The 21,490-nt window shown below is 70.8% G+C and carries 23 protein-coding genes; 13 read left to right on the top strand and 10 right to left on the bottom strand.

All coding sequences use genetic code 11. The features are described 5' to 3' along the window. Nucleotides 1–212: 212 nt before the first annotated feature. The 3 genes from M8C13_RS43755 to edd form a co-directional block, all read right to left on the bottom strand. Nucleotides 213–911: a hypothetical protein gene (locus M8C13_RS43755; RefSeq protein WP_252486759.1), complete on the bottom strand. Its 699-nt coding sequence runs from the start codon at nucleotides 909–911 to the stop codon at nucleotides 213–215. 223 nt (nucleotides 912–1,134) lie between these two features. Then, on the bottom strand, nucleotides 1,135–1,758 hold the full coding sequence (eda, locus tag M8C13_RS43750) for a bifunctional 4-hydroxy-2-oxoglutarate aldolase/2-dehydro-3-deoxy-phosphogluconate aldolase (protein WP_252486758.1): 624 nt from the start codon (nucleotides 1,756–1,758) through the stop codon (nucleotides 1,135–1,137). Then, nucleotides 1,755–3,614, bottom strand: a complete 1,860-nt coding sequence (gene edd / locus M8C13_RS43745; RefSeq protein ID WP_252486757.1) for a phosphogluconate dehydratase — start codon at nucleotides 3,612–3,614, stop codon at nucleotides 1,755–1,757. The genes eda and edd overlap by 4 nt, the downstream gene beginning before the upstream one ends. A 261-nt stretch (nucleotides 3,615–3,875) precedes the next feature. On the opposite strand from edd, the gene M8C13_RS43740 reads away from it, so the two are divergent. From M8C13_RS43740 to M8C13_RS43705, 8 genes are all read left to right on the top strand, one after another. Then, a complete protein-coding gene (locus M8C13_RS43740) occupies nucleotides 3,876–4,154 on the top strand; it encodes a hypothetical protein (protein ID WP_252486756.1) in 279 nt (92 codons plus the stop codon). 81 nt (nucleotides 4,155–4,235) lie between these two features. Then, on the top strand, nucleotides 4,236–5,036 hold the full coding sequence (locus M8C13_RS43735) for a hypothetical protein (RefSeq protein ID WP_252486755.1): 801 nt from the start codon (nucleotides 4,236–4,238) through the stop codon (nucleotides 5,034–5,036). 40 nt (nucleotides 5,037–5,076) lie between these two features. Next, a complete protein-coding gene (locus M8C13_RS43730; RefSeq protein WP_252486754.1) occupies nucleotides 5,077–7,002 on the top strand; it encodes a fumarate reductase/succinate dehydrogenase flavoprotein subunit in 1,926 nt (641 codons plus the stop codon). 1 nt (nucleotide 7,003) lies between these two features. Next, a complete protein-coding gene (locus M8C13_RS43725; RefSeq protein ID WP_252486753.1) occupies nucleotides 7,004–7,750 on the top strand; it encodes a succinate dehydrogenase/fumarate reductase iron-sulfur subunit in 747 nt (248 codons plus the stop codon). Between the two features lie 152 nt (nucleotides 7,751–7,902). Further along, on the top strand, nucleotides 7,903–8,067 hold the full coding sequence (locus M8C13_RS43720) for an SAV_915 family protein (protein WP_252486752.1): 165 nt from the start codon (nucleotides 7,903–7,905) through the stop codon (nucleotides 8,065–8,067). Beyond that, the gene (locus tag M8C13_RS43715) at nucleotides 8,064–8,360 is read left to right on the top strand and encodes a hypothetical protein (RefSeq protein ID WP_252486751.1); all 297 of its coding nucleotides are present in this window, start codon (nucleotides 8,064–8,066) and stop codon (nucleotides 8,358–8,360) included. The genes M8C13_RS43720 and M8C13_RS43715 overlap by 4 nt, the downstream gene beginning before the upstream one ends. Nucleotides 8,361–8,365: 5 nt before the next feature. Then, a complete protein-coding gene (locus tag M8C13_RS43710) occupies nucleotides 8,366–9,463 on the top strand; it encodes a hypothetical protein (protein ID WP_252486750.1) in 1,098 nt (365 codons plus the stop codon). Further along, entirely contained in the window at nucleotides 9,441–10,268 is an 828-nt protein-coding gene (locus M8C13_RS43705; RefSeq protein WP_252486749.1) for a hypothetical protein, read from the top strand. The genes M8C13_RS43710 and M8C13_RS43705 overlap by 23 nt, the downstream gene beginning before the upstream one ends. Here the strand turns inward: M8C13_RS43705 and M8C13_RS43700 are convergent. The 6 genes from M8C13_RS43700 to M8C13_RS43675 all read right to left on the bottom strand — a co-directional run bounded on the left by M8C13_RS43700 (nucleotide 10,265) and on the right by M8C13_RS43675 (nucleotide 14,968). After that, nucleotides 10,265–10,663 (bottom strand): hypothetical protein, encoded by a 399-nt coding sequence (locus M8C13_RS43700; RefSeq protein ID WP_252486748.1) that lies wholly within the window; start codon nucleotides 10,661–10,663, stop codon nucleotides 10,265–10,267. The two genes, M8C13_RS43705 and M8C13_RS43700, sit on opposite strands and share 4 nt — an antisense overlap. Nucleotides 10,664–10,739: 76 nt before the next feature. After that, the gene (locus M8C13_RS43695) at nucleotides 10,740–11,585 is read right to left on the bottom strand and encodes a transporter substrate-binding domain-containing protein (RefSeq protein ID WP_252486747.1); all 846 of its coding nucleotides are present in this window, start codon (nucleotides 11,583–11,585) and stop codon (nucleotides 10,740–10,742) included. Nucleotides 11,586–11,656: 71 nt separating this feature from the next. Next, nucleotides 11,657–12,577, bottom strand: a complete 921-nt coding sequence (locus tag M8C13_RS43690) for an amino acid ABC transporter permease (protein WP_252486746.1) — start codon at nucleotides 12,575–12,577, stop codon at nucleotides 11,657–11,659. Further along, complete coding sequence (locus M8C13_RS43685; RefSeq protein ID WP_252486761.1) at nucleotides 12,574–13,260, bottom strand: amino acid ABC transporter permease; 687 nt, start codon at nucleotides 13,258–13,260, stop codon at nucleotides 12,574–12,576. The genes M8C13_RS43690 and M8C13_RS43685 overlap by 4 nt, the downstream gene beginning before the upstream one ends. Before the next feature lie 78 nt (nucleotides 13,261–13,338). Further along, nucleotides 13,339–14,181 carry a glutamate ABC transporter substrate-binding protein gene (locus tag M8C13_RS43680; RefSeq protein ID WP_252486745.1) on the bottom strand — a complete coding sequence of 281 codons (843 nt, stop codon included), beginning with the start codon at nucleotides 14,179–14,181 and terminating at the stop codon, nucleotides 13,339–13,341. A 58-nt stretch (nucleotides 14,182–14,239) separates the two neighbouring features. After that, nucleotides 14,240–14,968 carry an amino acid ABC transporter ATP-binding protein gene (locus M8C13_RS43675; protein ID WP_252486744.1) on the bottom strand — a complete coding sequence of 243 codons (729 nt, stop codon included), beginning with the start codon at nucleotides 14,966–14,968 and terminating at the stop codon, nucleotides 14,240–14,242. Between the two features lie 173 nt (nucleotides 14,969–15,141). Here M8C13_RS43675 and M8C13_RS43670 point away from each other — a divergent pair, with 173 nt between their 5' ends. Both M8C13_RS43670 and M8C13_RS43665 read left to right on the top strand, forming a co-directional pair. Then, entirely contained in the window at nucleotides 15,142–15,813 is a 672-nt protein-coding gene (locus M8C13_RS43670; protein ID WP_252486760.1) for a response regulator transcription factor, read from the top strand. A gap of 3 nt (nucleotides 15,814–15,816) precedes the next feature. After that, on the top strand, nucleotides 15,817–17,220 hold the full coding sequence (locus tag M8C13_RS43665) for a HAMP domain-containing sensor histidine kinase (RefSeq protein WP_252486743.1): 1,404 nt from the start codon (nucleotides 15,817–15,819) through the stop codon (nucleotides 17,218–17,220). 6 nt (nucleotides 17,221–17,226) lie between these two features. On the opposite strand, the gene M8C13_RS43660 is transcribed toward M8C13_RS43665, so the two are convergent. Continuing rightward, nucleotides 17,227–18,165, bottom strand: a complete 939-nt coding sequence (locus tag M8C13_RS43660; RefSeq protein ID WP_252486742.1) for a TAXI family TRAP transporter solute-binding subunit — start codon at nucleotides 18,163–18,165, stop codon at nucleotides 17,227–17,229. A gap of 70 nt (nucleotides 18,166–18,235) precedes the next feature. Here M8C13_RS43660 and miaB point away from each other — a divergent pair, with 70 nt between their 5' ends. From miaB to M8C13_RS43645, 3 genes are all read left to right on the top strand, one after another. Continuing rightward, complete coding sequence (gene miaB / locus M8C13_RS43655) at nucleotides 18,236–19,714, top strand: tRNA (N6-isopentenyl adenosine(37)-C2)-methylthiotransferase MiaB (RefSeq protein WP_252486741.1); 1,479 nt, start codon at nucleotides 18,236–18,238, stop codon at nucleotides 19,712–19,714. Further along, nucleotides 19,699–20,199 (top strand): hypothetical protein, encoded by a 501-nt coding sequence (locus tag M8C13_RS43650; protein ID WP_252486740.1) that lies wholly within the window; start codon nucleotides 19,699–19,701, stop codon nucleotides 20,197–20,199. Before miaB ends, M8C13_RS43650 begins: the two co-directional genes overlap by 16 nt. A 95-nt stretch (nucleotides 20,200–20,294) precedes the next feature. After that, nucleotides 20,295–21,458, top strand: a complete 1,164-nt coding sequence (locus tag M8C13_RS43645; RefSeq protein ID WP_252486739.1) for a S8 family peptidase — start codon at nucleotides 20,295–20,297, stop codon at nucleotides 21,456–21,458. The last annotated feature ends 32 nt before the right edge of the window (nucleotides 21,459–21,490 follow it).

The raw sequence follows: 21,490 nt of genomic DNA, 5'->3' as shown, positions 1-21,490 counted from the left end.
TGGCACAGCGAGAAGCGGGAAAACAGTCACTGCGCGTGCCGGGGTGCCGGGGGCGGGGCGGGGTGGTCGCCGCCGCGGGTGGCGCTGCGGACGCTGGGTGGCGCGAAGTTGTTGGCGGGCAAGGCTTTGCCGCCGGTGACCGAGGTGCGTCGGCCACCCGAACCGGTGAAGTGTCCGGGCTCGCCGGGACTGGCCTGGCGAGCCCGGTCAGCTCACCTGGTGCCGGCGAGGTCCTTGGCGTGCGCCTCGTGGATGCCGGTGAAGATGAAGTGCCGCAACGCTCCTGGCGACTCCCGTTCGGTCATGATGGCGAGGTAGGCGTCGGACTGGACCCAGCTGTTCGCCGGCGCGGCCTGGGCGATCTTGATGACGAAGCTGCCCTCAGGGAAGAGGGGACTCACCAGGCCCTCGGCCGGCTCCAGGTTCACCACGGCCAGGGCCTTGGTCCTGGCCTCGCGAACCCGCTGCGCCTCCTTCTCGGCCTCTTCCTTCTCCTTGGCCTCCCTGGCGATCCGCTCGTCCGCGGCCTTCTTCGCCGCCACGATGCCGGTGGTCAGGAACTCCTGCCGCTGCTCCGGCGTGCCCCGGTAGGCCACCAGCGCGGCCTCCCTGACCTCGGTGAACTGCTTCGGGGTCAGGTCCCAGAGGTTGAAGACGAAGTTCTCGCGGTCCTGCACCAGCATCGGCTCGGTGACGGTCACCCCGACCACGGCCGCGGCCTTGCGGCGCAGCTCCTTCTCCGCTTCCCTGGCGGCCGCGGCGTCCAGGTCCCGCTGGTACGCCTGGTGGATGCCGACGTTGACCATCTGCGCGTACGCCTCGTCGGTGGCCGCGTCATAGGCGGCTTTGACCTCGGCCAGCACATGGTCGTTGTCGTCGTTGCGGTAGGCCCGGATGAGCAGGTCGTACACGAAGTATTTGAGCGGCTTGACGAGCAGGCCGGGGAAGTCGGCTTCCTGGAAGCCGAGCAGCTTGGCCGCCGCGATCTTGGCCTCGTTGGTGACGACCGTCGAGTGCGCGGCGGGCGGAGCGGGCGGCGCGGCGAGCGCGGCGCCGGAGCTGCCGCGCGAGCGGGGTCAATGCCCAGTCCGGGCGGGAAAACCCGGACTGGGCAACAACATCAGGCCAACAACATCAACCCAGTGCCGCGGCCTCCGCCGCCAGCTTCTCCACCGCGGCCCAGTCACCGGCGGCCAGCGCGGCCTTCGGGGTCAGCCAGGAGCCGCCGACGCAGGAGACGTTCGGCAGCGCCAGGTAGCCGCGGGCGCTGGTGACGGTGATGCCGCCGGTCGGGCAGAACCGCAGCTGCGGCAGCGGACCGGAGAGCGCCTTGAGGAAGGTGGTGCCGCCGGACTGCTCGGCCGGGAAGAACTTCAGCGTGTCGTGCCCGCGCTCGGCCAGCTTCAGCGCCTCGGAGATGGTGGCCGCGCCGGGCAGGAACGGCACGCCGGAGCCCTCCAGCGCGCTCACCAGGCTGTCCGTGGTGCCCGGGGTGACCAGGAACCGGCTGCCCGCCTTGAGCGAGGCGTCCACCTGGTCCGGGGTGATCACGGTGCCCGCGCCGACCAGGATCTCCGGCACCTCGGCCGCGATCCGCTCGATCGCGGGCAGGCCGGCCGCGGTGCGCAGGGTCACCTCGATGACGCCGATCCCGCCGCGCGCCAACGCCTTCGCCAGTGGCACGGCGTGGTCGACCTCGTCGATGACGACGACCGGGATGACGGGGGAGACGGCGAGAAGCTCCCGTGCGGTGGTCACTGAACTACCTCCATCGGCAGGCCCGGGTTCGCGGGCAGGGGGAAAACGCTGGCGCCCTGGCTGGCCGGGCCGACCGCGGTGCGCAGCGCGCCGAAGAGCTCCCGGCCGACGCCGACCCACTCCTCCTCGGCCGGTGGGCCGTCCACGATCGCGCGGGCGGCCAGCTCGGCGTCGGGCACCAGGACCTCCAGGATGCCCGCCTCGGCGTCCAGGCGGATCATGTCGCCGTCGCGGACCCTGGCCAGCATGCCGCCGACCGCGGCCTCCGGGGTGAGCTGGATGGCGGCCGGGATCTTGCCGGAGGCGCCGGACATCCGGCCGTCGGTGACCAGGGCGACCCGGTGGCCGCGGTCCATCAGCACGCCCAGCGCCGGGGTCAGCCCGTGCAGCTCCGGCATGCCGTTGGCGCGCGGGCCCTGGTTGCGCACCACCACGATCACGTCGCCGTCCACCTCACCGGCGGCGAAGGCGGCGGTGACGGCGTGCTGGTCGGTGAAGACCCGGGCCGGCGCGTGCACCACCCGGTGCTCGGGGGCCACCGCGGACACCTTGATCACCGAGGTGCCCAGGTTGCCGTGCAGCACGCGCAGCCCGCCGTCGGCGGCGAACGGCGCCCGCACCGAGGTCAGCACCTCCGGCGCCTGGCTGTGCGCGGGCGCGTCCCGCCAGGTCAGCTCGCCGTCGAGCAGGGTCGGCTCCTGCCGGTAGCGGTGCAGGCCGGGGCCGGCGATGGTGCGCACGTCGCTGTGCAGCAGACCGGCCGCCAGCAGCTCGCCGACCAGGTAGGGCACCCCGCCGGCGGCGTGGAAGTGGTTGATGTCCGCGCTGCCGTTGGGGTAGACCCGCGCCAGCAGCGGCACCACCCGGGACAGGTCGCTGAAGTCGTCCCAGGTCAGCTGGATGCCCGCGGCCGCGGCGATGGCGGGCAGGTGCAGGGTGTGGTTGGTGGACCCGCCGGTGGCCAGCAGCGCGACCACGCCGTTGACCACGCTGCGCTCGTCCACCACCTCGCCGATCGGGGTGTACTCGCCGCGCCCGTGCGCCAGCTCCACCACCCGGCGGCTGGCGTGCTCGGTCAGCGCCCGGCGCAGGCCGGTGTCCGGCGGCACGAAGCTCGCGCCGGGCAGGTGCAGGCCCATCACCTCGACGACCAGCTGGTTGGAGTTGGCCGTGCCGTAGAAGGTGCAGGTCCCCGGCGAGTGGTAGGAGGCGGACTCGGCCTCCAGCAGGTCCTCGCGGGTGGCCTTGCCCTCGGCGAAGAGCTGCCGGATCCTGGCCTTCTCCTTGTTCGGCAGCCCGGAGGCCATCGGCCCGGCCGGGATCAGCACGGTCGGCAGGTGCCCGAAGGCCAGCGCGCCGATCAGCAGCCCCGGCACGATCTTGTCGCACACGCCGAGCAGCAGCGCGCCGTCGAACATCTCGTGCGAGAGCGCCACGCCGGTGGCCATCGCGATGACCTCCCGGCTGAACAGGGACAGCTCCATGCCGCCCCGGCCCTGGGTGATCCCGTCGCACATGGCGGGCACGCCGCCGGCGAACTGGGCCACCCCGCCCGCCTCGCGCACCGCGGCCTTGATGATCTCCGGGTAGTCGGCGAACGGCTTGTGCGCGGAGAGCATGTCGTTGTAGCTGCTCACGATGGCCACCCCGGGCGCCCGGTTGGCCCGCAGCAGCGCCCGGTCCGGGCCGGTGATGCCCGCGAACCCGTGCGCCAGGTTGCTGCAACCCAGGCCGCCGCGCGCCGGTCCCTCACCCGCCGCGGTGGCGAGTCGCCGCAGGTAGGCCGCGCGGGAACGCTCACTGCGGGCGGCGATCCGGGCGGTCACATCCGCTATCACGGGATGCAGCTGGCTCATGCCGTGGCTCCTCGTCGGTCACTGGGCCACCGGAGTGGCCCCGCGGAGACGACTTTGGCGCCGCGTAGCTGGCAGTCAGTACGGCTCACACGTTAGGCGTAACTCCCCGGTAACAGCAAAACCGATACAGAAGCGTGAGGCCGCCGATTTTCGCCCGTTTGAGGCCACTGGATGAAACCTGGCGTGTGGGCCTTGTCACAAGGTCCAGTTTCCAGGCAGAGTCTGCGAGACCACCACGACGCGTCGAGGGAGGTGTTCGGTATGCCGGACACGGAACTGGCCGCCCTGCAGCGAGCTATCGGCGAGCTCCGCCAGAGCCTGACCCAGCTGCGGCTTCGCTATGGCGACACCACCGCGGTGCGGCGGATCGCCAACGATGTCGACCGGCTCGACATCGATGCCGCCGAACTGTCTTCCCTGCCGATCCCGCGCACCGCGGGCGAACGGGAGATGGTCGTCGTCTCCGACACCCCGTACGACCCCGACCTGTGGCGCGGGGCCGATGACGAGGGCGTTGGCGGCTACCGGGCACACCGGTAAGGACGACCGGACCGTCTCGGTCGAGACGGGGCACCACCCGCTGACTCGCAACGACGCGGACTCCAGCGAACAAGGGACACCATGACGGTTTCCGACAACGCCGCCGGTCGGGCGCGCATCGACGCACGCACGTTGCGCACCGACCGGTGGTGGCTTTCCCCGCTGCTGACCTTCGCCGGACTGGCCACGTTCATCGTCTACGGGCTGGTCCGCACCTTCATGAACAGCGCGTACTGGGTGCCCCAGTACCAGTACCTGGCGCCGTTCTACTCACCCTGCCTGTCCGAGGCCTGTGTGGAGGGCTCGGCCCACTTCGGCCGCTGGTTCCCCGATCTCGGCTTCCTGGTCACCCCGCCGCTGTTCGTGCTGCCGTTCGTGCTGGGCTTCCGGCTGACCTGCTACTACTACCGCAAGGCCTACTACCGGGCGTTCTGGCTCTCGCCCCCGGCCTGCGCGGTCGCCGAGCCGCACGCGAAGTACACCGGCGAGACCCGGTTCCCGCTGATCGTGCAGAACATCCACCGCTACTTCTTCTACGCGGCCATCCCGGTGGCCAGCATCCTCACCTGGGACGCGGTGATCGCCTTCACCGGCAAGGACGGCGGCTTCGGCATCGGACTGGGCACCCTGGTCCTGGTCACCAACGTGGTGCTGATCTGGGCCTACACCCTGTCCTGCCACTCCTGCCGGCACATCATCGGCGGCAGGCTCACGCACTTCTCCAAACACCCGGTGCGGTACTGGCTGTGGACCAAGGTGTCCAAGCTCAACAGCAGGCACATGCAGCTGGCCTGGGCCTCCCTGGCCTCGGTCGGCCTGGCGGACCTCTACGTCTCGCTGGTCGCCAGCGGCGTGCTGACCGACCTGCGCCTGTTCAACTGACCATCCCGGGCTTCTGACAACCGAGGGAATCTGACACGGCATGAGTGAAGTCGAACGGCACAGCTACGACGTCGTGGTGATCGGTGCCGGCGGCGCTGGCCTGCGCGCGGCGATCGAGGCCAGGGAACACGGCATGCGGGTGGCGATCGTGTGCAAGTCCCTGTTCGGCAAGGCGCACACGGTGATGGCCGAGGGCGGCATCGCCGCGGCCATGGGCAACGTCAACTCCGGGGACAACTGGAAGGTGCACTTCCGGGACACCATGCGCGGCGGCAAGTTCCTGAACAACTGGCGGATGGCCGAGCTGCACGCCCAGGAGGCGCCGCAGCGGGTGTGGGAGCTGGAGACCTACGGCGCGCTGTTCGACCGGACCAAGGACGGCCGGATCAGCCAGCGCAACTTCGGCGGCCACGAGTACCCCAGGCTGGCGCACGTCGGCGACCGCACCGGGCTGGAGCTGATCCGCACCCTGCAACAGAAGATCGTGTCCCTGCAACAGGAGGACTTCGCCTCCTCCGGCGACTACGAGGCCAGGCTGAAGGTCTTCGCCGAGTGCACGGTCACCGAGCTGCTCAAGGACGGCGACCGGATCTCCGGCGCGTTCGGCTACTGGCGCGAGTCCGGCCGGTTCGTGCTGTTCGAGACCCCGGCGGTGGTGCTGGCCACCGGCGGCATCGGCAAGTCGTTCAAGGTGACCTCGAACTCCTGGGAGTACACCGGCGACGGCCACGCGCTGGCCATGCGCGCGGGCGCCTCGCTGATCAACATGGAGTTCGTCCAGTTCCACCCGACCGGCATGGTCTGGCCGCCGAGTGTGAAGGGCATCCTGGTCACCGAGTCGGTGCGCGGGGACGGCGGCGTGCTGCGCAACTCCGAGGGCCGCCGGTTCATGTTCGACTACGTGCCGGAGGTCTTCAAGGACAAGTACGCCAAGACCGAGGAGGAGGGCGACCGCTGGTACACCGACCCGGACAACAACCTCCGCCCACCGGAGCTGCTGCCCCGCGACGAGGTGGCCAGGGCGATCAACTCCGAGGTCAAGGCCGGTAGGGGCTCGCCGCACGGCGGGGTCTTCCTGGACGTCTCCAGCCGACTGCCCGCCGAGGAGATCATCCGGCGGCTGCCGTCCATGCACCACCAGTTCAAGGAACTGGCCGATGTGGACATCACCGCCGAGCCGATGGAGGTCGGCCCGACCTGTCACTACGTGATGGGCGGGGTGCAGGTCGACCCGGACAGCGGCCAGTCCAGGGTGCCCGGCCTGTTCGCCGCCGGCGAGGTCTCCGGCGGCATGCACGGCTCGAACCGCTTGGGCGGCAACTCGTTGTCCGACCTGCTGGTCTTCGGCAAGCGCGCCGGAGCTGGTGCGGCGTCCTATGTGGAGGGTCTGGGCGCGGTGCGTCCGGCCGTGCTCCAGTCCGATGTGGACGGTGCGGCGGAGGCGGCGCTGGCCCCGTTCACCGCGGCCGCCGTGGACGGCCCGGTGGAGAACCCGTACACCATCCACACCGAGCTCCAGCAGGTGATGAACGACCTGGTCGGCATCATCCGCAAGGGCGAGGAGATGACCCTGGCCCTGAAGAAGCTGGACGACCTGCGCCGCCGCGCGGCCCAGGCGGGCGTGGAGGGCCACCGCCAGTTCAACCCCGGCTGGCACCTGGCGCTGGACCTGTCCAACATGCTGCTGGTCAGCGAATGCGTGGCCAGGGCGGCCCTGGAGCGGACGGAGAGCCGGGGCGGGCACACCCGCGACGACTACCCGGCGATGGACTCCGCCTGGCGCGACACCACCCTGGTGTGCACCGCGGACAGCTCCGAGGAAGGCCGCACCGTCGCGGTGACCAGGGAGCGGCCGCAGCCGATGCGCCCGGACCTGTTGGAGCTCTTCGACATCGGCGAGCTGCGCAAGTACTACACCGAGGCCGAGCTGACCGGGCATCCGGGCGGCCAGGAAGAGCGGAGCTGAGATGAGCTACCAGGCGCACTTCCGGGTCTGGCGCGGCGACAGCGCGGGCGGCGGCCTCACCGACTTCACCGTGGAGGTCAACGAGGGCGAGGTGGTCCTCGACATCATCCACCGTTTGCAGGCCACCCAGGCCCCGGACCTGGCCGTTCGCTGGAACTGCAAGGCGGGCAAATGTGGTTCCTGCTCCGCCGAGATCAACGGCAAACCCCGGCTGCTGTGCATGACCCGCATGTCCACCTTCACCGAGGACGAGACGGTCACGGTCACCCCGATGCGCACCTTCCCGGTGATGCGGGACCTGGTCTGCGACGTCTCGTTCAACTACACCAAGGCCCGCGAGGTCCCGGCGTTCAAGCCCCCGGAGGGCGTGGCCCCCGGCGACTACCGGATGCAGCAGGTCGACGTGCAGCGCTCGCAGGAGTTCCGCAAGTGCATCGAGTGCTTCCTGTGCCAGAACACCTGCCACGTGGTGCGTGACCACGAGGAGAACAAGAAGTCCTTCTCCGGGCCGAGGTTCCTGATGCGGATCGCGGAGCTGGAGATGCACCCGCTGGACGCGGCGGACCGGCACCAGGACGCGCAGACCCAGCACGGGCTGGGGCTGTGCAACATCACCAAGTGCTGCACCGAGGTCTGCCCGGAACACATCCAGATCACGGACAATGCGCTGATCCCGCTGAAGGAACGGGTGGCGGACCGGAGGTACGACCCGTTGCTGAAGCTGTTCCGGCGGCGCAAGGACGAATGACAAAAAGCCAGCTTGGCTGGCCAATTACCTAAAGTAATACCGCGGTTGCGGAGCGTGTTCCTTCCTGTTTCAATCGAGATGGGAGGGGGCACGCTCATGCCGGAAACGGGGACACCGATTCCACCGGAGTTTCCGCCGATGCTCTACCTGCCGTGCGCGCGCTGGACCGGCTGCTCCGCTGTTGCGGAGCGGAGCAGCCGTGGGTCGTGGTGCCGGCACCGAACCTGGAGCGCCTGCGGCAGAGCCGACCCTTTGAGCTGGTGCTGCTGGACGTGGCCATTCCCGAGGAGTTGCGCCACGGGGGTGCCGGGGCATGACCGGCGGCAGGCAGGTCGTGGACCACGGCGTGCTGGCTGGCGTGGCCCGCACCCTGCGGCAGACCAGCGCCGAGGTGGATGGGCTGGCCCGCTCGGTGCCCGGCCCGCCGGACGCCGGCAATGCCACCGCCGTGGTGACCGGGATGCTGGCCAGGTTCCTGGACAACGCGGGCGCGCTGGTGCTGGGCGCGGCGGGCGCGGCCGAGCAGGTCGCCACCGGGAACGCCGACTACGCCGAGACCGACACCCAGGCCGCCGACTCGGTCCGCGGCGAGCGCAACCGGCCGAGGTGAGCCGGATGGCCATCGACACCAGGGTGCCGGGTCGGCCGGACAGCGTGCGCGGGGTCGCGCACTGGCTGCGGGCGCACTTCGGCGCCACCGTGACCGAGGCGGCGAACCGGCTCTACCAGGCCCGCAACCACACCGACGCGGGCTGGCAGGGCGCGGCGGGCGAGGCGTTCCGGGGCAAACTGACCGGCGGCGCGCGCAAGGCTGACGACCTGGCCGGCGGTGCTCAGCGGGCGGCCCAGCAGCTCGACGACTACGCCGCGGGGCTGCACCGGGTGCAGGAGGACATGGCCCGGATCCGGGCCACCGCCGCGGGAGCGGGGCTGCGGGTCGACGGGGACCGGGTGCTGGAACCGGGGCCGGGCGCGGATCCGCGGCAGGCCACCGCCTACCGCGAGGCGGCGACGGCCGCCGAGTCGGCCCGGCGGGCGCAGAAGTTCCTGGAGGACACCCTGGCCAACGCGTGGAACGACGTGCGCACCAAGTGGTTCATCACGGTCGCCGACCTGGTCAACGGCGGGGTGGACGGGCTGCGCACCGCGGGCGCCGCGGCCACGCTGAAGGAGTCCACGCGACTAGCCGGTGAGGCCGCCAGGTTCGCCAAGCTGGCCGAGGCGGCGGACGGCCTGAACCCGGCGCTGGTCTACCGGGACGCGGACACCGCGGCCGCCTTCCGGTACCGGGCCGCCCAGCTGGCCGGCGCGGCCGCCGACACCAAGGTCGCGGCGCGGGCCACCGGGCTGAAGGTGGGTGGCGCGCTGGCCGCGGCCGGGATCGTCTACGACATCGCGGTCGCGGACAAGCCGGTCGGCCAGGCGGTGGTGTCCGGGGTGGGCGGGTTCGCCGCGTCCGTGGGCACCGGGGCGGTGATCGGTTCGTTCATCCCGGTGCCCGGGGTGGGCACGGTCGTCGGCGCGGTGGTGGGCGCGGCGGTCGGCGTGTTCACCTCTGGTGCGATCGACTCGTTGTACGAGAACGGGATCGGCGCGGTCGGGGACGCGGTGGAGGCGGGCGCGCGGGCGGTGGCCAACACCGGCAAGGCGATCGGCAACGCCGCGGTGGCGGTCGGGGACGCGGTGGGTGATGTCTTCGACGCGATCTTCTGAACCGCTGCCCTGGCCGCTGGAGTGGCCCACCGGCCGCGCGCGCTGGTACCTCAGCTTGGGCTGGCTGACCTTGCTCGCGCTGGTGTCCTTCGCCTGCGCGGCGGTGGTGCGCGGCGGCCGGTTCGACCCGGCGGTCAAGTACTTCCTGCTGTTCGGGCTGGTCTTCGCGGTGGTCGTGCTGGTCGGCTACGACAGCCGGGTGCGCACCCGCCGGGGCCGGGCGCGCGGCGTGCGCACGGCAACGGACCTGACGGGACGGCCGGGCACCCTCCTGCCGTACTCCTGGCTGGGGTTCGCGGGACCGGTCCTGCTCACGGTGCTGATGGCGCTGCTGTTCGGTCTGGCCGCCTACGACCTCGGCCGCAGCCCGGAGGTCGTCGCCCCCACGGCCGCCGCCGCGGTCTTCGGCCTGGCCGGGCTGTTCTTCCTGATCTACCCGGCCCAGGTGCTCGCCCGGCGGATCGTGCGCGGCTGGCTGCTGCTCACACCGGAGGGGATCGAGCACCGTGGCTGGGGGTTCCGTTCCCGGCTCGGCTGGGACGGAGTGCGGCTGGTGACCCCGGTCGCCGGGGACGGGCCGCGGGTGTGGGTGGGCGCGTACGACAACCGGATCGAGCACCAGCGGCTGGCCTGGCTCTCCGGCAGACCGCCGAGGGAGCCGGGGCTGCTGGTCGAAGGGCGGGTGCTCGGGGTGGATCCGGTGCTGGCGTACCGGATGCTGGACTTCTACGCGGCCCGGCCGGGGCTGCGGGCGGAACTGGGCACCCCGGCGGCGGTGCGCCGGGCTCAGGCGGGGGACTTCTAACGTTTGCGGGCCTGTGAATGCGAGCCGATGACGGTGATGGTGCCCTTGCCGGTGCCGGACTGGCCGGGGGTGACCAGCTTGGTCAGCTCGGCCAGGCTGATCCGGACCCCCGCCAGGTTCAGCGCCAGGCTGGCGCGCAGGGCATCGCGGAGGTCGTCGTCGGTGACGGACTCGATGACGGAGCGGGCCTCCCGCAGGCGGGCCTGTCGCTGGCGGTCGGCCCGGCGCAGGAAGGTCAGGCCGAGTGCGACCGCGCCCAGGCCGGCCACGGCGGTGGCGGCCGCGCCCGGGAGCCGGGACGGGTCGCCGAGGTAGAGCGCCAGGGCGACCGCGATGGTGGCGGCGCCGACGAGCAGGCCTGCCTGGCCCATCGGGGTGTACCGGTCGGGACGCATGCTTCCAGGGTCGCCCCTGGTCAGCCCGTTGTTAACCCGGAACGCCGCTGGTGATGAGTTCGAGAGCGGACCGTGACTACTTCACGCTCGGCGGGGTGGGCGCGGGGACGCCGAAGCTCTCCTGGAACAGCTTCGCCCAGGACCCGTCGGCCATGGCCTTGGTCAGGATCTCGGCCAGCTTCGCCCGCAGCGCGCGGTCGCGGGCCGGGATGCCGATGAAGTAGCCCTCGCTGGTGAGCTCCCGGCCGAGCACGGTGAAGCCGCCCTTCTCCTCGGCCGCGTAGCCGCGCAGCACCAGGTCGTCACCGGAGAACGCGGTCACCGTGCCCGCGCGCAGGGCCGCGACGCAGGTGTCGCCGTTGCGTTCGGAGATCACCCGCGAGGTGACCGTCTCGGCCTTGGCCGCCGCGCTGGTGTTGGCCGCCACGCACACCGGCTGACCACTGGCCACCGAGCTGGTTCCCTTGCGTACCAACAGGTCCTGGTGCACCGGCAGGTACGGTCCGACCAACCCGATCTGCGGCTGGGTACTGGCCTTGATGCCGCCGAAGGCCAGGTCCACGTCGCCACTCTCCAAAGTGGACAGACGGGTGGCCTCGGTGGTGCTGCGGAAGCGGACCGAGTCCTTGGGCAGGCCGAGTCCGGTGGCGATCACCTCGGCCAGCTTGATGTCGAACCCGCTGTGCTTGCCGCCGTCCTGGTGGTACTTGCTCACCCCCGGCAGGTTGTCCGCCACCCCGACCACCATGCGCCCCCGGGCCTTGATCTTGTCGATGGTGGGGGAGCCGCTGGCCTGCTCGGAGCTCGGCGGGATGGACACGCTGGTGCCGGGGGAGCCGGTGCCGCCGGGGGCGGGGTCCTCGCCGCCACAGGCGGTCAGGACGAGGAGACCGGTCAGGGCCACGATGGCGATCCGCTGCACCGGGCCAGCCTAACGGCGACGGCCCGCCCCCGGGATGGGGACGGGCCGTCGGCAGAACCTCGGTGGCGTGGCTAGAACGCCCCGCCCTCGCCGGTGCGTAGGCCGGAAGCGGCCATGGGATCAGCGGTGGGCTGGTCCAGGTGGTCCGCCTTGACCCCGCGCGGGGGCCGGTTGCGGCGGGACAGCCTGCGCTCCAGCAGGGTCGCCAGCCAGCTCAGGATCGTGTTGAGCACGATGTAGATCAACGCGATCACGATCAGCGTCTGCACCAGGTTGTTGTCGTAGTTGTTCGGCAGGATGCGGAACTGGCGCATCAGGTCGGGGAAGTTCAGCACCGCGCCGCCGAGGGCGGTGTCCTTCACGATCACCACGACCTGGCTGACGATCGCGGGCAGCATCAGCGTGACCGCCTGCGGCAGCAGGATCGAGCGCATGGTCTGGGTCTTGCGCAGGCCCAGCGCCATGGACGCCTCGGTCTGGCCCTTGGGCAGGGACAGGATGCCCGCGCGCACCACCTCGGCCAGCACCGAGGCGTTGTACAGCACCAGGCCGGTGACCACCGCGAACAGCGGGCGCTCGTCCCGGCTCACGTCGGTGTAGAGCGCGTAGAACTCGTTGGCGAAGACCATCAGCAGCAACACCGGGATGGCGCGGAAGAACTCCACCACCGTGCCGGCGGGCACCCGGATCCAGGCGTGGTCGGACATGCGCAGGATGCCGAGGACGGCGCCGATGGGCAGCGCGATCACGATCGCCAGCGCGGCCGCCTTGAGCGTGTTCAGCAGGCCGGGCAGCAGGAAGGTCGTCCACACCTCGCTGTCGGTGAAGAACGGCGTCCACAGCTGCGGCCGGAGCTGGTCCTTCGCATCGAGCGAGACCCAGACGAACCAGGCCGCGGCCAGTAGCACCAGCCCGAACAGGATCGTGTAGCCGATGTTGCGGGTCTTGGCCTTGGGACCGGGCGCGTCGTAGAGGACCGAGGGGGCGCTCATCGCTTCACCGCCACCTTCTTGCCGACCCAGCCCAGCAGCAGGCCGGTGGGCAGGGTGAGCAGCACGAAGCCCAGCGCGAAGGTCGCGAAGACCAGGATGATCTTGTCACTTTCCTTCTCGATCATGTCCGCCATCAGGTAGCCCGCCTCGGCCACGCCGATCGCACTGGCCACCGTGGTGTTCTTGGTCAGCGCGATCAGCACGCTGGCCAGCGGGGCGACCACGGCGCGGAAGGCCTGCGGCAGCACCACGATGCCCAGCGTCTGGCCGAACCCGAGGCCCAGCGCGCGGGATGCCTCGGCCTGGCCGACCGGCACGGTGTTGATGCCCGACCTGATCGACTCGCAGACGAAGGTCGAGGTGTAGATGATGAAGCCGAGCACCGCGAGCCGGAAGTTGTTGGTGTCGGTGAAGGTCAGGTCGCCCGGCAGTTCACGGGCCAGCTTCAGGCCGAGCACCTGGTGGAGCGCCAGCGACATGGCCACGATGATCAACGTCAGCGGCGTGTTGCGGACGATGTTCACATAGCCCGTGCCGAACGCCCGCATGATCGGGACCGGACTGACCCGCATGCCCGCGAGCACGGTGCCCCACACCAGGGAGCCGATGGCTGAGTACACGGTGAGCTGCACGGTGAGCCAGAAGGCGCCGAGCACGTCGTACTCGCTCAGGAAGTCCAGCATGGTCTCCTCGACCTGGGTAAACGAAGTGCCGGGCACGGTCTGACCGCGCCCGGCACTCCGGGCTCAACTGGGTTCAGCTCACTTCTCGGTCAGGGCCGGCGGCTCGCCCGCCTTGAAGTCCGCGCCGAGGTTCTTCTCCACGGCCTTCTTCCACTCACCGGAGGAGTAGAACTTCTCCACCGCCTTGGCCACGTCGGCCTTGCGGTTGTCGCCCTTCTTCAGGCCGATGCCGTACTTCTCCTCGGAGAAGACCTTGCCGACCAGCTTGTACTTGCCGGGGTGCTGGGTGGCCAGACCGGCCAGGATGGTGGCGTCGGTGGTCAGCGCGTCCACGGTGCCGGAGTCCAGACCGCCCAGGCACTGGGAGTAGCCGTCGAAGGGCTGCAGCTGGACCTGGTTGGCGAACTTGGTCTTGACGTTGTCCGCCGAGGTGGAGCCCTTCACCGAGCACAGCTTCTTGCCGTTGACGGCCTCGGGGCCGGTGATGTCGGTGTTACCCGCCTTGACCAGCAGGTCCTGGCCGGTGACCAGGTACGGGCCGACGAAGTCGACCTCGGCCTTGCGCTTGTCCGTGATCGAGTAGGTGGCGGCGATCAGGTCGACGTCACCCTTCTTCAGCAGGCTCTCCCGGTCGGCGGACTTGGCCTCGACCCAGTTGATGTTCTTGGCGTCGACGCCCAGTTCCTTGGCCACGAAGGTGGCGACGTCGACGTCGAAGCCGGTGTAGCCGCTGCCGGTCTTCAGGCCCAGGCCGGGCTGATCGAACTTGATGCCGACCGTGAGCTTCTTGTCCCCGCCACTGCCGCTGTTGCCGCTGTTGCCGCCCCCGCCGCAGGCGGAGAGGAGCGCGACCGCGGCGGCGACGGCCACGCCTGCCTGCAGAACTCGGGTAACGCGCATCTGCTGTCCCTTTCGGATCATCTCAACTACTGCGAGGCGGGTGCCTCGACCATTCATCTCGCTGAGTCGCCGTGGCGTTTCAGTGAGTGAGGATCTTGCCAAGGAAGTCCTTGGCCCGCGCCGAGCGCGGGTTGGTGAAGAAGTCCTCCGGGGTGGAGTCCTCCACGATCTCGCCGTCGGCCATGAAGATGACCCGGTCCGCGGCCTTGCGGGCGAAGCCCATCTCGTGGGTGACCACGAGCATGGTCATGCCGTCCTTGGCCAGGGTGGTCATCACGTCCAGGACTTCCTGGACCATTTCCGGGTCGAGGGCGGAGGTGGGCTCGTCGAAGAGCATCACCTTCGGGCGCATGGCCAGCGCGCGGGCGATGGCCACGCGCTGCTGCTGGCCGCCGGAGAGCTGGGCCGGGTGCTTCTCGGCCTGGTTGGCGATGCCGACCCGCTCCAGCAGCTCCATCGCCTTGGTCCGCGCCTCGGCCTTGTTCAGCTTGCGCACCTTGACCGGCGCCAGCATCACGTTCTCGAGGATGGTCTTGTGCGCGAACAGGTTGAACTGCTGGAACACCATGCCGACGTCGGCGCGCAGGGCGGCCAGCTGCTTGCCCTCGGCGGGCAGTTGCTTGCCGTCGACCTCGATGACGCCGGAGTTGATCGGCTCAAGCCGGTTGATGGCCCGGCACAGCGTGGACTTGCCGGAACCGGAGGGGCCGAGCACGACCACGACCTGGCCCTTGGGCACCTCCAGGTCGATGTTCTTCAGCACGTGCAGCGGCCCGAAGAACTTGTCCACGCCCGCCATGCGGATCATCGGCGGAGTGTGGGCGGCCGAGGTCATCAAACCTCCAGAGTCGGCAGAGCACGGGGTGGTGGACGATGGCGGAAACCTAGGGGTCGGAAACCACCCCAGTCCAGGGCACTTGAGTAAGACTTAGGGTCTCAACTCTGTCACGGATGAGCCACGTGAGTCGGGAGGCACCACACGTGCGGGTACTGCTGGTCGAGGATGACGACCGGGTAGCGGAAGCGCTGGAGCCCGCGCTGACCAGGCGCGGCATGGCGGTCACCCGCCTGCCCTCTGGCAAGGGCGTGCTGGAGGCGGTCGGCAACGTCGATGTCGTGCTGCTGGATCTGGGCCTGCCCGACGTCGACGGGTTCGTCCTGTGCCGGGCGATCCGCGCGGCCAGCGATGTGGCGGTGATCGTGGTGTCCGCGCGCGGGGAGGTCGACGACCGGATCCTCGGACTGCACTCCGGGGCCGATGACTACCTGGTCAAGCCCTACGACATCGGCGAGCTGGTGGCGCGGGTGCACGCGGTGCGCAGGCGGCGCGGCGAGGGCGGCGCCACCCCCGGCTCGGCGCTGGCCTTCGGCGATGTCGAGGTCCACATGGGACGGTACGAGGTGACCGTGGCCGGCGCGCCGGTCGCGCTGTCCCGCAAGGAGTTCCAGATGCTGGCCATGCTGGCCCAGGCGCGCGGCACGGTGTGCACCAGGGAGCGGATCATCGCCGAGGTCTGGGGCCGCACCTGGTCGGGGGCGAACCGGACGCTGGACGTGCACATCGCCACCCTGCGCACCAAGCTGGGCCGCCCCGACCTGGTGGAGACCGTGCGCGGGGTCGGCTACCGCCTGGCCAGCCCGGCCGAGGGCTGACGGGTGCGCTCCCGGCTGCTGGTGATCATGCTGTCGCTGCTGGTGCTCGTGCTGCTCGGCCTCGGCGTGCCGCTGGCGCTGAACGTGGCGGGCACCGAGCAGCAGCGGCTGTTCCTGGACCGGGTCGGCGACACCAGCCGGTTCGCCAGCCTGGCGCAGAACCCGCTGCTGGCGGACAAACCGGACCTGATGCGGCCCGAGCTCCAGCGCTACCAGCAGGTGCACGGCATCTCGGTGCTGGTCACCGACCGGGAGAACCACTTCCTGGTCACCTCCGACGACTCGGTCAAGGTGGACGACCCGCGGATCGCCGAGCGGCTGAAGCTGGCCCTGGCCGGGCGGGTGCCGGAGACCGGGTCCACCCTGATGCCCTGGGACCGCACCCCGCTGGTGCTGGCCGAGCCGGTGCGGGTGGGCGGCGAGGTCCGCGGCGCGGTGGTCACCGTCTCGCCCACCGACGCGAGCAGGCTGCGAGTGCTGGTCTGGTGGAGCGTGCTGGCGCTGGCCAGCGTGGCCGTGCTGAGCCTGGGCGTGCTGCTCGCGCTGCCCGTGGTGCGCTGGATCCTGCGCCCGGTGCGCCGCCTGGACGAGGCCACCGGCCGGATGGTGGCCAGCGTGGTCAGCGGCCGCCCGGTGGAGGCTGTCGGCGGTGAGACCGGCCCGCCGGAGCTGCGGCACCTGACCCGCTCCTTCGACCAGATGGCCGCCAGCGTCAGCGATGTGCTGGCCGCCCAGCGCGCCTTCGTCGCCGACGCCTCGCACCAGCTGCGCAACCCGCTCACCGCGCTCCGGCTGCGGCTGGGCAACCTCGAAGGGCACGTGCACGAGGACTCGGTGGAGCAGCACCACGCGGCCATGGAGGAGACCGTCCGGCTGAACCAGATCCTGGACGAGCTGCTGTCCATGGCGCGGGCCGAGGCCAGTTCGGTGGAGCCGGTGCCCGCCGAGGTGGACGGGGCGGTGGCCGAGCGGGTGGACGCCTGGCGGGTGGTCGCGGCCGCGCGCGGCATCGCGCTGTCCACCCGCACCGAGCCGGACCTGTTCGCGCTGGCCCCGCCGCGCGGGGTGGAGACGGTGCTGGACGCGCTGCTGGACAACGCGCTCAAGTTCAGCCCCGACCACTCCTCGGTCGTGGTCAGCGCGGAGCAGTCCGGGCAGCGCGTGGTGCTCACCGTCCGCGACCACGGGCCGGGGCTCACCCCGGAGGAGCTGGAGCGGGCCACCGACCGGTTCTGGCGCTCGCCGAGCCACCAGAACATCACCGGTTCCGGCCTGGGCCTGGCGATCGTGCGCCGGGTGGTGGAACGGGCGGGCGGCGCGGTCCGGCTGGAACTGCCCGAGGGCGGCGGCCTGGCCGTGGTGGTCGAGCTTCCGGTGATCGAGTTCGACCCGGAAGAACACGCCTGACCGGCCCTAGACCTTGGTTCCCCGGTAGTAGCGCAAGGCGCCCTCGTGCAGGTCGATCGGGGCGGTCTCGATCGCCGAGCGGGTGTCCAGGGACAGTGCCACCTGGTTCGCCCTGATCAGGTCTTCCCTGGCGGCGAACATGCCCTCGGTGAGCGCGGCCGCGGTGTCGGCGGCCAGCGCCTCGGTGGTCAGCAGGAAGTTGCGCACCACCAGCGTGGTCACCGGGCCGTTGTGCATGCCGTAGGTGGAGGCGGGCACGGTGGCGCTGCCGTATACCGAGGAATATTTGTCCAGCAGTCCGGGCAGCACATCGCTCAGGTCGATCATCCGCAGCGACATGCTCGCCGCCGCCTCGCGCACCGTGGGCGTGGGCGTGCCACCGGACCAGAAGAACCCGTCCAGCTCGCCGCGCTTGAGCGCGATGATCGAGTCCTGTAGGTCGGTCGGCGACTGACGCAGGTCCGCCGCGGAGAGTTTTGCCTGCTCAAGCAGTCGGTCGGCGATCAGGCGGGTGCCCGACTCGGCCGAGCCGGTGGCGATCCGCAGGCCGCGCAGGTCGGCCAGCCTGGTGGCCGGGATCTCGGCGCGGACGATCACGTGGAAGAAGTCGTCGTGCATCCGGGCCAGCGCGCGCAGCCGCCGGTTCGGGCGCTGCTGGTCGAAGGCGCGCACCGCGGCGTCGGCGGCGGCGAAGGCCAGGTCGGCCTCGCCGGACTCCAGCTTGCCCAGCGCGTCCACCGAGCCCGCGGTGGGCAGCACGGTCGGCTTCGGCATGCCCAGGTCCCGCTCCCAGGCCCCGGACAGCGCCTTGCCCAGCTGGTAGTAGACGCCCGCGGTGCCACCGGTGGCGATGGTCAGCCGCACGCCCTCCAGTTGCCCACCGCAGCCACCGAGGGTGAGCGCGGTGGCCATGGCGAGCAGCAGACTCAGGAGTCGGCGGGACACCGGTTCATCCTGCCAGGCGGAGCGCTCTACCCTGGACTCTTGAACCGGGAAACCGGGAAAGGACGAGCGGGTGACACGCAGCTACCAGATCCGTACCTACGGTTGTCAGATGAACGTGCACGACTCCGAACGGCTCGCGGGCCTGATGGAGGACGCGGGCTACGTGCGCGCCGCCGATGACAACGCCGACATCGTCGTGTTCAACACCTGCGCGGTGCGGGAGAACGCGGACAACCGGCTGTACGGCAACCTGGGGCACCTGCGCCCGGTCAAGGACGCGCACCCCGGCATGCAGATCGCGGTCGGCGGCTGCCTCGCGCAGAAGGACCGCGGCGAGATCGTCAAGCGCGCGCCCTGGGTGGACGTGGTCTTCGGCACGCACAACATCGGCTCGCTGCCGGTGCTGCTGGAGCGCGCCCGGCACAACGCCGAGGCCCAGGTGGAGATCCTGGAGTCGCTGGAAACCTTCCCCTCCACCCTGCCGGCGCGGCGCGACTCCGCGCACTCGGCCTGGGTGTCGATCTCGGTGGGCTGCAACAACACCTGCACCTTCTGCATCGTGCCCGCCCTGCGCGGCAAGGAGAAGGACCGCCGCCCCGGCGACATCCTGGCCGAGGTGCAGGCCCTGGTCGCCGAGGGCGTGCTGGAGGTGACCCTGCTCGGGCAGAACGTCAACTCCTACGGCGCCGAGTTCGGCCAGCGCACCGCCTTCTCCGAGCTGCTGCGCGCCTGCGGTGAGATCGAGGGCCTGGAGCGGGTCCGGTTCACCTCCCCGCACCCCAGGGACTTCACCGACGACGTCATCGCCGCCATGGCCGAGACGCCGAACGTGTGCCCGCAACTGCACATGCCGTTGCAGTCCGGCTCCGACCGGGTGCTCAAGGCGATGCGCCGCTCCTACCGCAGCGACCGCTACCTGTCCATTGTGGACAAGGTGCGGGCCGCGATCCCGGACGCGGCGATCACCACCGACATCATCGTCGGCTTCCCCGGCGAGACCGAGGAGGACTTCCAGGGCACCCTGGACGTCGTGGCGGCCTCCCGGTTCTCCTCCGCCTTCACCTTCCAGTACTCCAAGCGCCCCGGCACCCCGGCGGCGACCATGGACGGCCAGCTGCCCAAGCAGGTCGTGCAGGAGCGCTACGAGCGGCTGATCGCGTTGCAGGAGCAGATCTCCTGGGACCTCAACCGCGAGCAGGAAGGCCGCGTGGTCGAGGTCGTGGTGTCCGAGGGCGAGGGCCGCAAGGACACCGCCACCCGCCGCCTGTCCGGCCGGGCCCGCGACGGCCGCCTGGTGCACTTCAACCCGGCCGGCGCGGCCGACGGCGAGATCCGGCCGGGTGACGTGGTCACCACCGCGATCACCTACGGCGCCCCGCACAACCTGATCGCCGACGGCGACCTGCTCTCCCACCGCCGCACCAGGGCCGGCGACAACTGGGCGGAAGGCAAGCGCCCCAAGACTTCCGGCGTGACCCTGGGCCTGCCGTCCTTCGGCGCCCCGGCCACGCCCCAGCCCGCGGCGGTGGGCGGATGCGGCAGCCGATGAACGCCGGGGCGCAGGACGGACGGGATGACATGGCTGAGTTCGCCGAGGAGCTGAAGCAGGTCGAGCGCCGGGTGGTGCGCCGGGTCGAACCCGCGCCGCGCAGCGCGATGGTGATCGCGGGCGCGGTGCTCGTGCTGCTGGTCTCCGCCCTGCTGCCCTGGGTCGGCGACGCGGCGGGCTGGCAGGTGCTGCTCGGCCAGACCGACCCGGCGCTCAAGATCGGCGTGCTGCCCAGGCTGTTCGGCGGCTTCGCGGTCTTCTTCGGCGTGCTGCTCACCGCGGCCACCCTCAGCCTGCGCCTGTGGGCGCTGGCCTGGGTGTCCACCCTGGGCTGCTGGCTGTCGGTGATGCTGGGCCTGCTGTCGGTGTGGACCCGGCAGACCGTGTTCCAGGCCCCCGGCCCCGGGGTTGGGCTCTACGTGGCGGTGCTGCCGCTGGCGGTGCTCGGCATCCAGTGGTTCCGGCTGTCCTGGTCCCGCCCGTAAAACGTCAACGCCGTAAATTGTAAATTCTGTTCGGCCGCACCGGTTTCTCCTAGGCTCGGAATTGCCACCAAGCAATTCCCGGCCAAGGAGAAACCATGTCGAAAACCACCCGTGCGCTCAGCCTCGCAGCGCTGTCCGCACTCGCTGTCAGCGGCCTCGCGGCCCTGCCCGCCCAGGCCGCCGAGGGGGCGGTCCGGGGCACCGACTCGGCCACCGCGGTGCCCGGCAGCTACCTGGTCGTGCTCAGGGGCCAGGCCGCGCCGGCCGGTTTGTCAGCCAAGGTGAACGCCCAGGTCAGACGAACATTCTCGGCCGCCCTGAACGGCTTCGAGGTCACCGCCGACGCCCGCGCCGCCCGCCGCCTGGCCGCGGACCCGAACGTGGCCTACGTCGAGCAGAACCAGGTGGTCTCGCTGACCGCCACCCAGCCCAACCCGCCGTCCTGGGGCCTGGACCGCATCGACCAGCGCAACCTCCCCCTGAACAACTCCTACACCTACTCCGACACCGCCGCGAATGTGCACATCTACATTCTCGACACCGGAATTCGGGCCACCCATCAGCAGTTCTCCGGCCGGGTCGGAAATGGCTACGACTTCGTCGACAACGACAGCGACCCGGACGACGCCAACGGCCACGGCACGCACGTCGCCGGGACCGCGGCGGGCACCGGCTACGGCGTGGCCAAGGGCGCGAAGCTGCACGGCGTCCGGGTGCTCAACGCCCAGGGCAGCGGCACCACCGCGGGCGTGATCGCGGGCGTGGACTGGATCACCAAGAACGCGGTGAAGCCCGCGGTCGCCAACGTCAGCCTGGGCGGCGGCGTGTCCGCCACCCTGGACGCCGCCGTGCAGCGCTCGATCGCCTCCGGGGTGACCTACTCGATCGCCGCGGGCAACAACGGCGTGGACGCGGTGAACAACTCCCCGGCCAGGGTCGAGCAGGCCATCACGGTCGGCGCGACCAGCCGCACCGACGCCAGGGCCAGCTGGTCCGCCTTCGGCCCCAGGGTCGACCTGTTCGCCCCCGGCGTGGACATCACCTCGACCTGGCGCACCGGCGACACCGCCACCTACACCGGCAGCGGCACCAGCTTCGCCGCCCCGCACGTCACCGGCGCCGCCGCCCTGTACCTGTCCACCAACCCGGCCGCCACCCCGCAACAGGTCCGCGACGCCCTCGTTGCCAGTTCCACCCCGAACAAGGTCACCAACCCCGGCGCGGGCAGCCCCAACCGCCTGCTGCACACCGGCTCCTGAGCCACGACGAAGGGAAACGCCCCCGGGACCCG

It is taken from the genome of Crossiella sp. SN42 (assembly GCF_023897065.1).
Lineage (GTDB): Bacteria > Actinomycetota > Actinomycetes > Mycobacteriales > Pseudonocardiaceae > Crossiella.
Note: the sequence above shows the minus strand (reverse complement) of the source record. Positions and strands in the feature narration are given on the sequence as shown.